The sequence below is a fragment of the Exiguobacterium sp. s64 genome (assembly GCF_018618035.1).
Lineage (GTDB): Bacteria > Bacillota > Bacilli > Exiguobacteriales > Exiguobacteriaceae > Exiguobacterium > Exiguobacterium mexicanum_A.
In genome coordinates this window covers 105,588-117,780 of record NZ_JACSLH010000008.1, presented here as the reverse complement: position 1 = coordinate 117,780, position 12,193 = coordinate 105,588, and the positions used below count along the sequence as shown (strand labels likewise).

The following is a 12,193-nucleotide window of genomic DNA, read 5'->3' as shown; positions in this document are numbered from 1 at the left end:
TGCGGCTCCCTGCTTGCCCCCAGAAAAGCGAGCTGTGCCCGGTCGGGCAAATAAAAAAGACTGCAGACAATGTTTTGTCTACAGTCTGACGAGAACCACGAACGTGTTCTCGTCTTAGTCTTCCTCGACCTGATTCATGTGCCGCATCACTAAAAATAAGATGACGCCCACGATGACCGCCCCGAGAATAGTCAACGCCATATTCCCTCGAGCCGATAATGTATAAAAGATGGCTAACCCGATCAAGATGAGCGCGATCGGAATGAAGGCTCGCTTAAAATGATCCCAATACCGCACGGACAGTCCCCCTTTTTCTCTATCATACCAAACTTATTTGTTAAGATAGAGTGGAAGATGATGTTCCATTTTAAAGAAGACACCTAATATGGAAGTTGAACGATTATGGGCCGAGCGCCCGACACTAATCTGGGAAAACCGGATGACCGAGGGAGATGACGTGTATACCATCGAGATCATCTTTGCAGTCGATGCCGTGCTCCGACGGTACGTGACCGCCTTGACACATGCAGACGGGACGGAAGTAAACGTGTTAACGGCTGTCCGCGACGTCGTATTGCGTTTAAACGAAATTGATGAAGAACACGACCATTTCATCGAGACGGTCGAGCGTGAGGAATTGTACGACTTCATACAAGCCGGTGCCGTTCTAGCTGGTTATGAGACAACAGAATACGTGACGGAAGAATGGCGGGAATGGTGAACACATTCCCTTCATTCAAAGAGCGTCAACTTGATTTGAATATGCTAAACTGAAACTAATTATTTCCATTTCACGTTAGGGGATGCGTTCATGCTCACAATCATCAACTCATTTTTTCTGAATCTGTGTATCCTGTTCACGTTATTCACGATTTCGTTTCTCCCTTTCCGCAACCATCCACGACTCACACCGAAATCGCCGTTGAAAGGCAGAATCCTGCTCGGCGTTCAAACCGGGATTGTCGCCTTGATTTTACTAGCGAACGCACTGCCACTTGAAGGGATCCTAATTGATTTGCGCTCCATACCAATCTCACTTGCCGTCCTGTTCGGTGGATGGGTCAGCGGGGTTGTCGCTGCTGTCATCTTTCTGACCGCCCGATTTTTGATGGTCACCGACGGGGCGTATATCGGCTTTTATTTGGCGATCTTGACGATGATCGGGCTCGTCCTTCCTATCAGTCTATTGCGCCTCAAACTCGATAATACCCGCAATACGCTACTCATTTTCACGACGATCAGTATCGCTGTTTTCGGTGCCGCCATCTATTATGCGTTACCGCTTCAATTGTTCTACCCTATCATTTTTGCCTACGTCGTGATGGCATACGGCGGTGCCTATGCAGCTTACCGGTTACTTCAAGAACTGCGCCGTCACTTTGAGAACGTCCAGCACCAGCAACAACTTGCCCGGACGGACGCACTGACCGGCATCGCCAACCGGCGTCTATTAAATGAAGCCATGGCCAACCTGAACGTCGAGGCAAAAGAGTACGCGTTGATCCTTGTCGATATCGATCATTTCAAGCGCGTGAATGACACGTACGGCCATGACGTCGGCGACGACGTATTACGTGAACTCGGCATGCTACTCGTCGCCGAGAGCGAGGAACGACATCTCGTCGGTCGCTTCGGTGGAGAAGAATTTTTAATCATCATGCCGAACGCCAATCGAGATGAAGTGACTCGCCTCGCTGAATCTATACGAGAAAAAGTCTCGACGTTCCCGTTCGAGACGAGCGCGGGGACGCTCCATATCACCGTTTCGCTCGGGGCCTGCCATTCGAACGATATCGAAGTCGACAGCGTGTTGAAACATGCCGACGAAGCGTTATACCACGCAAAGGAATCGGGACGAAATCGATTCATTCTGGCGTCGTAAAGCGCCTCATGTTCGCAAAAGATTGCGATTTTCCGCAGTTTTCCCTCTTTACTTTCAACTAGTGAATCGGTACACTAGGCTAGACTTTGATTCGACTATCCTTACAGTGATCATAGATTTGGACAGAAAAAGGGGAAACACATTTCATGACAGTATTGTTATCACTATTCGGTTTGATGTTTGTGGGATCGTTCATCCTCGACTATCAACGTGGCAAGACGTTCCGGCAGTCGCTCTTCGGGGGAGTCGATACGATGAAACGGAACTTGTTTATCTTTTTACGCACGTCCCTCTCGATGATGATTTTTATCGGTCCGCTCCTACTCATCTCCATGTTCGCCTTCTCAGAACTCGTATCGTTCGAGACGGTCGCCGCCTTCATGATTGCCGTGCTCAGCATCGGGTTCGCGGAACGCATCATCGGGATGATCGTCGCACCGCTCGTCCGGACGTTCTGGCACCAACGCGGAAAATTAATGCCGCTCTATCTTGATGCAGGTCTTTATATTTTCTTGCTGTCGATTCTCATCCTCGAGTTCTTGATGAACATTCCAGGTGTTGAACTCGGTGCTTCTGCCATCGCTGTATTTTATGCGTTCGCGCTCTTCTATACTCGTTACTTGTTCAGCTTGCTTCGCTTCACGCTTCGTAAGGGCGTACCGTCGAGCTGAAAACGATCCGCAAACAGTTTGGTTTGCGGTTTTTTTGTACAATTTACTAATTGACAATGAGAATCGTTATCACTTATACTCTAGTTGTAGCTCCCAAAGCTTGACGTAAACGTTCCCCAAACCAATACGTCACGTGGATTCCCCTCCACGACACTCTTTTTGAAAGCAATGCGACAACCCCCATTTGTTGCACCCAAATTTGCCATCCAAAAAAACGAGCGGCTCTCCGACGGAGCCGCTCGTTTTTTCATGCGAAAATATCTTGCTCGATCTGTTTCAAGCCATAGAAGACACCGCGGGACCGCATCAGTTCATCATACGTTCCCGTCTCTACGACGCGACCGCCTTCCATGACGATGATGTGATCGAAGCGCTCGAGCCCGGTCAGGCGATGGCTGACCATGACGAGTGTCGATGACTCGGCACGGCGGAAGACTTCGGCGAACACGTCCGCCTCGGTCCGCGCATCGAGGGCCGACGTCGCTTCGTCAAGTATCCAGAGCAATCCATTCTTCAACAAGGCTCGGGCGATGGCAAGACGTTGCCGCTCGCCGCCCGATAAGTTCGCCCCTTTCTCAAGGACGGGCTCGTCGAGCGAGAAACCGAGCCGGACGCTCGTGAGCGCCGCTTCCATCTCAGCGTCGGTGAACTCTCCGGCGAGCGCCAAGTTCTCCCGTACCGTCCCGAAAAAGAAGTGGTTCTCTTGAAGGACGACGCTGGCTTCACGCCAGACCGATGCTTGGGTCACATCGTCCAACCGTTGCCCATTCAATCGGATCTCACCGGAATCGGGTCTGACGAAAGCGAGCAACAGTTGCAGGAGCGTCGATTTCCCTGAGCCGCTCGGCCCGACGATGACCGTCTTCGTCCCGCTTCGTAACGTCACATCCACGTCGCTCAGGACGTCGCGGTACGTATCCGGATAGCGATAGGTCACGCGCTCAAACGATACGTCCGGAGCGGATTCGAGTACCATGTCCGTCCGGGCGACCTCGGCCGCGACGATTGCTTCACTCGGCTCGACGACTTCGAGCAGTCGATCGGCCGCTTGCTTGCTGTCGGCAAAGTGGCCTGGGAAGACCGCCATCGGTGTCGCGTTCTCAAACGCGGTGAGCGACATCATGATGAGCATGGCCAAAAATAGGCCGTTTAACTCGCCGTCGACAACGAGATACGCCCCGATAGCAAGAACACCCCACGAGACGAGTAGGGATGCCGCCACGACGAGTGACGAGTTGAAGAACTGATTCGTCACATCCCGTTTCTGCGCTTCGGCGTAACGGTCACTCTGTTCGAGCAGCTCGCCGCGTGTCCGTCCAAGTTGATGATGAAGCAACAAATCGCGATATCCGTACATCATCTCTGTCATCCCACTCGACAGGTCACCCCGTAAAGCGCGAAGCTCGCGGTCGTGCTTGGCACGGATTCGGGCGAAGAACGCCGGAATCAAAAAACCGGTCACGAACACACCGAACAAAATCCAGAGGCTGACCCACATCGAGAAATACGTGACGAAGAAAATCGTGCTCAAGAAGACGAGCACCAAGATAATCGGCGGATAGAATACCCGTAAAAAGTAGTTTTGCAAGCTCTCGACGTCACCGACGACGCGAGCAAGCAAATCTCCACTCCGATACTTGGCAAAGATGCTCGGCACGAGCGGTTCAAGCTGGCGGTAAAACCGGACCCGCAACTCGCTCAAAATCGTGAACGTCGCCCGGTGCGAGGCAAGGCGCTCTTGATAACGCGCACTCGCCCGAATCACACCGAACAATTTAATCAAGACGACAGGTACCATGAGCGCATAGAGCGGCGGTACGAGGCCGGCCCGTGAGACAAGATAACCGCTCGCCGCGAACAAGGCGACGGCCGCGATGCCGGCCACGTACCCAAAGAAGATCGAGAGGACGATATCTTTCTTCTCTCGCATCATCCATTTCGTGATCGTCCAAAGTGAATTCATCCTCTCACCCCTTTCTGTAGCGTGAACAAGTCAGCGTATTGCGGAACGCTGAGCAGTTCGTCATGCGTGCCTTGGGCGAGTAGCTTTCCATCGTCCATGAACCAAATCGCATCTGCCTGCTTAATTGTATGCAACCGATGCGCGACCGTGACGAGCGTCGCCTCACGCGACAACTCCTCAATCGAACGCCGAACGATTTGCTCCGTCACTAAATCGAGCCCTGTCGTCGGTTCATCAAACAAGATGATGCCGGGACGTTTCAAGAAGGCACGGGCCAAGGCGAGTCGTTGTCGTTCGCCTCCGGACAATCCATAACCGCCTTCACCGAGCTCGGTATGAATGCCGTTCGGCAATTGCGCGATGACATCGTTCAGTCCGGCTGCATTCGCGGCTTCAAGGATTTTTATCTCGTCGGCTGTTTCCCCGAGGGCGATATTATCAGCAACGGTACCGGCGAACAAATACGGATTTTGTGAGATGTACCCGATTGTGTCATACCATGACGAATCGGTGTATGTCTCGAGTGGTTCTCCGTCGACGAGGACACGTCCACTGTCCGGTTTGACGAGTCCGGACAACACGTTCAAAACGGTCGTCTTGCCAGATCCACTCGCCCCGACGAGCGCCACATGAGCGCCAGTAGGAATCATACCGCTCAATGGGTCCAGCGTGAAGCGTCCACCTTCATAGGCGAACGAGACGGCGTCGAGCTCGAGGTCGGGCGTCCGGCTCGTCAACGTCCGGTCGCCCCACTGCAGACGTTCATCCGGTGCGTCGAGCGCCTCGAAAATACGATCGGCCGCCCCCATGCTGCCGCGTCCGGTATGGAACGCACCGCCGAGGTCTTTGATGGCCAAATAGTATTCCGGAGCCAAGACGAGAATCAAAAAGCCGGAGAAGAACGTCAAGTTCTGCCAGACGACCATTTGCAGCGCCACTTCGAGTGCGACGACGCCCGTGCTGAGCATCGAGATGAACTCGAGCATGAGACCCGATAAGAACGCCGTCTTCAAGACGACCATCGTCGCGTCGCGGAAGTCGAGACTGCTCTTTTCAATCGCTTGCGCCTCACGCTCGGTCCGACCGTATAGTTTCAATGTCGTCAATCCTTGCAACACGTCCAAGAACTTTCCGGAGAACTGGTTCATCTTCTCCATCTGTTGTTCGGATTTTTTCTGCGTCGCAATCCCGATGATAATGAAAAAGATTGGGATGAACGGCGCCGTCACCATCATGATGATGCCCGAGATCCAATGTTGGCTGAAGACGACGACGAGAATGAGCAGCGGAATGATCGACGTTTGAATGACTTGCGGCCAATATTGGCTGAAGTAGGCGTCGACTTCATCGACCGCGTCCATGAAGACGCTGACTTTCTTTCCGGACTGTCCGGACAAAGATGTCTCGATCGGATTCGATGTATAACGGTCAAGCAACTGCAAACGGAGTGTCCGTTTCGCTTTCTCCGCTAGACTAGCTCCGATTCGTCCTGACATGTAGCCGAACAAAGCACGCGTGACGAGGGCGAGAATGAGCCAGCCGAGCGCCGGGATGATGCTTTCAAACGATGCATTTTTTAAAAAGACCTGGTCGACGATATCGACGATTAAATACGCCTGCGCCAAAATCGACAATCCGATCATCACCGCGGCGATGACGAGTCCGACGATATGGCGTTTTTCAGCTAAAGCGAGAGCTTGCAGTCGTTTCACTGCGTTCATCCTTTCTGTACTATCCAAAACTTTTCTTTGTGAGGATTCTCACTAATTATAACTGATGCATACGACCATGGCGAACGCTTCGCTTAGCCAGACATGCAAAAGACGCCGCGTATATCACGTGGCGTCATACGGTCGACTGTTCAAAGTATTCGGGATGGCCGATCATCAATTCACGCGCATCGAAGTGAAGCACCTCTTCTTTTCGTAAGCGCGACAAGATGTTCGACACGGTCTCCCGTGACGTGCCGGATAAGCGTGAGATTTCAATCGTCGTGAACGGACACCGGACGCGAACCCCCTCTGCTTCCGGTTCCCCGAGGTCTTCAATCAAGTAATGGATCGTGTTGAGTACGCGTTCGGTCGACTCGGAGTGATGATGTCCTGCACCCGTCGTTCGTGCAAGTCGAGAATCCGATTCATCTGTCCGACGATATGGAGTAACATCGACGCGTTCCGAGAGACGAGTTGTTCGAATCGGTCCGTCGGCATATAGATGACCTCGATATCGGTCAAGGCCTCGGCTGAATGTTGATAGTACGGTTCCGTCAACAAGCCGCGATACGGGAACAACTGCTTCGGTTTCAAGTAGTCCGTATATTGATGTGTCGCCGTCTCGTTGCAACGTTCAAGCTTCACATAACCGCTAATCAAGAAATAGACCCGTTCCCGGGGATCGCCCTCTATGAACAAGAGTTGACCTTTCCGATACACGCGGCAATACACATGCGGCAACAGCGCCTCGAGCTCTCGTGTGGCACATTTGGCGAACACATCAAGCTGTCTCAAATCGTCCACCGTCCATTTTGGTTTCATGTCGCATCCTCCAATCCATCTTGCCTCCCTTTTAAGTATAAAACGACTCTTTTGTGAAAATGCTTACAAAATCCAACGATTTTCTTACAAAAAAGAAGGGCATGAACCGCCCCTCTTCGTCACAATAAAGTATTCAGTCGAGCATCAATTCCATAATCGCGTCTTGCAGGTCGCGATCGAGTTCGAGCGCATGTAAATCGAACAGCCATGCTTCGAGTCGCGTCTTCGCGGCCGCTGACCGGTATAACCGGTCTTTTAAATCGTATGAGATTTCCGCACGGTCCAAGAAGCGATACAACCGATCGAGACGATGGTCGTTCGCCGTCACATCGACCGGGAGTTCCACGGTCAGCTCGTCTCTGATCGGTCCGAGCTCGAGGCGCAGCGTCTGTGTCTCCCGTTTGTATTCACCAGACCCGGTCACCCCTCGAAGCAGCAACGTGACATGGCGGTCCACCGGTAATACAGACCGGTCACCTGTCACTTGGATATGAAGGCTCCGTTCCTCCCAATCAAGCGTGAACGTCGTCTCGGCGTAGGCTCCCGTCTCATAGCCACGGTCCTTCCCATTGTCTTCATAGAGCGTGAACGTGTTCGAGGCGCCTGGGAAGATGAGCACTTCCAAATCGGCTGGGTTGTCGGTATCGTTTCGACCCGAATGGTGTGGTGCCATCGGGATAATCGCCCCGGCTTTGGCGAACACCGCCTGATCTTCGAGCCCGCGGAACACGCGAACCGATTTGTCCCCGCTGTAGCGATGACCGGTAAAGAAGTCGAACCAGTCACCTTTCGGTAGCCAGACGTTCGTCGCCGCCACATGGAGCTGTCGATTCATCGGTTCGACGATCGGGGAGACGATGAGCTCACTGCCGAAGTAGTATTCGTTCGGTACTTCATACGCCGCGTCCTCGTCCGGATGTTCATAATACATCGGTAAGATGAGCGGCAAGGCACCCGCGTGGTTCCGCCAGTTCATCGTATAGATGTACGGGATCAATTGATGGCGCAGACGCAAGAACGTCTTCATCGACCGCTCCGCCTCGAGACCGAAGCGCCACGGTTCTTTGCCGTTGAACGTACTCAATGTCGAGTGCAGTCGCATAATCGGACTGAACACCCCGAACGCGACCCAGCGTGCGGCGAGCTCGTCGTCTTTCGAACCGCGATAATGCCCGCCGATGTCATGGCTCCACCAGCCGTAACCGATATTGGCCGCCGTCGCTGTAAAGTACGGTTGGAACGCCAGTGACGCCCACGAAATCAGCGTGTCACCCGAGAATCCGACCGGATAGCGATGACTGCCCGGCCCCGCGTAACGGGAGAAGATGAGCGGACGGTTGCCATCCCGGGCGATATCGGTCGCATGATAGTGATTCAACATCCAGAGCGGGTCGAGCCCCTCCATTTTCGAGGTCGAGCCTTGTTGCCAGTCGATCCACCAGAAATCGACGCCGTCGTCTTCATGCGGATGATGCATCTGCTCGAAATAGGCTTGAATGAAGCGTTTATCGGAAAAGTCGAACGGGATGCGGTCGCCTTGGGACGGATTGATGCCCATCGCCTCGGCCATCGCCACATATTGGTCTTCGAACGCACGCACGCCATCCGCCGGATGCAAGTTCAACGTGACGAGCAACCCTTCTTGCTTGAGCCACGTCAAGAATCCTTTCGGGTCCGGGAACAAGTTCTTATTCCATGAGTAGCCCGTCCATCCGCTCCCGTATTCTTCCGGGACGTCGGTGACGTGCCAATCCATGTCGATGACGCTGACCGAGAACGGGATGTCTTCTGTCTTAAACCGACGCATGAGTTCTTTATATTCCGTCTCGTCGTAACGCCAATAGCGGCTCCACCAGTTGCCGAGCGCTTTTCGTGGCAACAGCGGCGTCGGGCCGGTCAATTGATAGAAGTCACGGAGTGCACGCTTATACTCATGCCCATACCCGAAGTAGTACAAGTCATGGATATGCTTCCGTCTCGGTTCCACAAAACGGTCCTCGGTCATGATGAACGAATCGGAATCATCGATGACGGCATACCCTTGTTTTGAGGCGATGCCCTCACCGAGTTCCGTCGCCCCGTCGACATGGTCGAGCGTGCGCGCCGTCCCCTTCAACGTCCGCTCCGGTCCGTTAAATGTATAGCGGCTATAGTACGTACTGAAGTTCCCTTTCACATCGACGTAGAGCGTGTTCGGCGCGAACGGCCCTTTCGTGTAGTAGAGGTGGACGTGCTCCGTGATGATTTGCAGTTCTGTCTCATCCTCGATCACGCGAAACTCTGGGACTGCGAAGGCCCGGTTAAAGACGACTTGGGTCGGCCGGTCTTCGAACACCCCATCCTCGGCATACTCCATCCGAATCAGTTGGCTCGTCAGTACCGTGAAGCGATAGCAGCTCCCTTGGACGATCGCCCGATCATCTGCCTGCGGTTTCATTTGTTGCGTATAGACGTTCTCCTCTTCAAATAGACGCATAAGCTCGAGCGTTACCGCTCTTCGTCACTTCCCTTCTAAATTGTGCAAACGTTTACACTAACGATGATAACAATGTCTAAATCGACATACAACTTCCCTTCCCCATGTCGGACCATAAAAAACGACGAGATACCATTTCAGGAAAAAAACCGCAGACGCGGACATCTGCGGTTTCGTGCTTATTGTTGGAGCGTCGCGGCGAGTCGGACGCGCGTCCCGACCTCGCCTCGGACCGCCGCAAGGGCTTGCTCAAGCGACGTGATGACGGCGACCCGGTCCTGGCCTGATTCGGCGAATTGGAGGGCGGCCCGAACTTTTGGCAACATGCTGCCCGGTGCGAACTGGCCTTCGGCGATATACGTCTCAAGTTGCTCTTTCGTCGTCTCCTCGAGCGCCCGTGCCGACGGTGTGCCGTAATCGACGAACACGTGCTCGACGGCCGTCAAAATGAGAAGCATGTCGGCATCGACGAAATCGGCGAGTTTCGCAGCGGCGAAATCTTTATCGATGACCGCCTCGACACCGACGTATCCTTCTGGTGTATCGATGACGGGAATCCCGCCGCCGCCAGAGGCGACGACGATGTGCTCATGGGCGACGAGGTCACGGATGACCGCATGCTCAAGAATCGCGACTGGAAACGGGCTTGGGACGACGCGACGATAGCCGCGGCCCGCGTCTTCTTTGAACACATACCCTGTCGTCCGTTCGATTTGTTGCGCTTCCGCCTCGTCGTAGAAAGGACCGATCGGTTTCGTCGGGTGACTAAAGGCGCTATCGTTCGGGTCGACGACCGAACGTGTGACGATTGGTGCGACCGAACGTTCTAGACCACGTGCTCTTAGTGCTTTCGTGAGGGCGTTTTCGAACCAATAGCCGATCATCCCTTGCGTCATCGCCCCGCAGACGTCGAGTGGCAAAGCCGGTGTCGCCGGACTGTCTGATGCGGCCTGTTGTAACATCAAATTTCCGACTTGCGGCCCGTTCCCATGGGTGATGATGACCTCAATGCCTTCGGCGACAAGCGCGGCCAGTGATTCAGCCGTCGCCTCGACGGCTCGAATCTGAGCCTCGGCCGTCGCATCTTTCCCTTGTTGAATCGCATTTCCTCCTAGTGCGATGACTACTCGTTTATTCCGCATATTGGTTTCCCCCGATCAAAAGACTGAGATATTGCCTGAGACGATGCGCACGACGGCCAAGATGGCGAGCGCGGTCAAGACACCGGCCACAATCCACTCCGTCTTCGTCAACGTCTTGATGCCGTTCTCACGCTGCGCCTTGATATAGAGCAACGTACCTGGTGCGTACAGTAACGTCGTCAAGAGCAAATAGTCGATTCCGGCCGCATAGATGAGCCAAATGCCGTAAATCGAGGCGACGGCCCCGATGATGAGGTCGCGGGTCCGGCGTTCACCGGCGTTGTAGCCGATGCCGTTCTTTGCGACTTTGACTTGATAGAAGGCCGAGAAGACGTACGGAATCAAGATGGCGCTCGAAGCGAGCGAGAAGGCGAAATTATACGCCGCATCCGAGAACAGGAACGTGAAGAGGAACAATTGAATCAATCCGTTCGTGAGCCAGAGCGCGTTGGCCGGTGCGTTGTTTTTGTTCTCTTTCGTGAACCATTTCGGGAACACGCCGTCTTTCCCGGCTACGAATGGGATCTCAGCGGCGAGCAACGTCCAGCCGAGCCATGCTCCGAGAACCGAGATGACGAGACCGCCATTGATGAGCATCGCGCCCCACGGTCCGACCGCTGACTCGAGCAAGTACGCCATCGCCGGTTGCGAGGCGTTCGCCACGTTCTCTGGATTCATCAGACCGAGCGACATGACCGAGATGAGCAGATAGATAATGAGCGTTCCGAGCAATCCGATGACCGTCGCTTTCCCGACGTCCGAGCGCTTGCGGGCCCGTCCAGATAAGACGACCGCCCCTTCGACCCCGATGAACACCCATAGTGTGACGAGCATCGTCGAGACGACCTGATCTCTCACACTACCCCATGAGAAACCACCCTGTCCCCAGAAATCGAACGTGAAATTATCGAGGTTGAAGAAGAATAAGGTGATGGTGATGAAAGCAAAAATCGGTACGAGTTTCGCAATCGTCGTGATGATATTGATCATCGACGCTTCGTGAATACCACGTAAAATCAACGAATGCACGAGCCATAGCATAATCGAGGCACCAAGGATCGAAGCGATGTTTTGACCGCCTTCAAAGATTGGGAAGAAATAGCCGACCGAACTGAACAGAAGCGTCGCATAGGCGACGTTGCCGAGCCACGCGGAGAGCCAGTAGCCCCACGCCGAGTTGAACCCGACAAACTGACCGAAGCCGGCCCGGGCGTAACTGTACACCCCACCATCGAGATCCGGACGACGCATCGTCAAATTTTGAAAACTGAGGCCGAGGGCGATAATCCCGATTCCGGTGATGACCCACCCAATCAAAATCGCTCCCGCGTTCGCACCTTGGGCCAAGTCGGCCGCCAAGTTGAAGGCGCCGCCGCCGATCATTGAACCGACGACGAGTGCCGTCAGCGCCCCGAGCCCTAAACGTCGATCTTTCTTCTCTGGTTGCACGCCAGCCGTTCCACTTGAGTCATGTGCTATTTTCGTAGACATTGAACTCATCCCTTTCGTTTAGTACGGGCCGGAG

The 12,193-nt window shown here is 53.9% G+C and carries 11 protein-coding genes; 3 read left to right on the top strand and 8 right to left on the bottom strand.

Annotation, left to right across the window (positions count from 1 at the left end; translation table 11 throughout):
• Nucleotides 1-114: 114 nt before the first annotated feature.
• The gene (locus tag KNP64_RS12125) at nucleotides 115-297 is read right to left on the bottom strand and encodes a hypothetical protein (RefSeq protein WP_214793469.1); all 183 of its coding nucleotides are present in this window, start codon (nucleotides 295-297) and stop codon (nucleotides 115-117) included.
• An 88-nt stretch (nucleotides 298-385) separates the two neighbouring features.
• Between KNP64_RS12125 and KNP64_RS12120 the strand changes: the two genes are divergently transcribed.
• The 3 genes from KNP64_RS12120 to KNP64_RS12110 all read left to right on the top strand — a co-directional run bounded on the left by KNP64_RS12120 (nucleotide 386) and on the right by KNP64_RS12110 (nucleotide 2,553).
• Nucleotides 386-721, top strand: coding sequence for a hypothetical protein (locus tag KNP64_RS12120; RefSeq protein WP_214793690.1), 336 nt, complete (start codon nucleotides 386-388; stop codon nucleotides 719-721).
• A 90-nt stretch (nucleotides 722-811) separates the two neighbouring features.
• Nucleotides 812-1,882, top strand: coding sequence for a GGDEF domain-containing protein (locus KNP64_RS12115; RefSeq protein WP_214793472.1), 1,071 nt, complete (start codon nucleotides 812-814; stop codon nucleotides 1,880-1,882).
• Nucleotides 1,883-2,028: 146 nt separating this feature from the next.
• Nucleotides 2,029-2,553 carry a hypothetical protein gene (locus tag KNP64_RS12110; protein WP_138858668.1) on the top strand — a complete coding sequence of 175 codons (525 nt, stop codon included), beginning with the start codon at nucleotides 2,029-2,031 and terminating at the stop codon, nucleotides 2,551-2,553.
• Nucleotides 2,554-2,800: 247 nt separating this feature from the next.
• Here the strand turns inward: KNP64_RS12110 and cydC are convergent, their stop codons facing one another.
• From cydC to arcD, 7 genes are all read right to left on the bottom strand, one after another.
• Nucleotides 2,801-4,516, bottom strand: coding sequence for a thiol reductant ABC exporter subunit CydC (gene cydC / locus KNP64_RS12105; RefSeq protein ID WP_214793475.1), 1,716 nt, complete (start codon nucleotides 4,514-4,516; stop codon nucleotides 2,801-2,803).
• Nucleotides 4,513-6,237, bottom strand: coding sequence for a thiol reductant ABC exporter subunit CydD (cydD, locus tag KNP64_RS12100; protein ID WP_214793478.1), 1,725 nt, complete (start codon nucleotides 6,235-6,237; stop codon nucleotides 4,513-4,515). The genes cydC and cydD overlap by 4 nt, the downstream gene beginning before the upstream one ends.
• Before the next feature lie 124 nt (nucleotides 6,238-6,361).
• The gene (locus KNP64_RS14850; protein ID WP_251126430.1) at nucleotides 6,362-6,568 is read right to left on the bottom strand and encodes a helix-turn-helix domain-containing protein; all 207 of its coding nucleotides are present in this window, start codon (nucleotides 6,566-6,568) and stop codon (nucleotides 6,362-6,364) included.
• Nucleotides 6,565-7,050 (bottom strand): Crp/Fnr family transcriptional regulator, encoded by a 486-nt coding sequence (locus KNP64_RS12095; protein ID WP_251126429.1) that lies wholly within the window; start codon nucleotides 7,048-7,050, stop codon nucleotides 6,565-6,567. The genes KNP64_RS14850 and KNP64_RS12095 overlap by 4 nt, the downstream gene beginning before the upstream one ends.
• 133 nt (nucleotides 7,051-7,183) lie before the next feature.
• Nucleotides 7,184-9,526, bottom strand: coding sequence for a glycoside hydrolase family 31 protein (locus KNP64_RS12090; RefSeq protein WP_214793481.1), 2,343 nt, complete (start codon nucleotides 9,524-9,526; stop codon nucleotides 7,184-7,186).
• Nucleotides 9,527-9,705: 179 nt separating this feature from the next.
• Nucleotides 9,706-10,668, bottom strand: coding sequence for a carbamate kinase (arcC, locus tag KNP64_RS12085; RefSeq protein ID WP_214793484.1), 963 nt, complete (start codon nucleotides 10,666-10,668; stop codon nucleotides 9,706-9,708).
• Between the two features lie 15 nt (nucleotides 10,669-10,683).
• Entirely contained in the window at nucleotides 10,684-12,159 is a 1,476-nt protein-coding gene (gene arcD, locus KNP64_RS12080; RefSeq protein WP_214711255.1) for an arginine-ornithine antiporter, read from the bottom strand.
• Nucleotides 12,160-12,193: the final 34 nt, after the last annotated feature.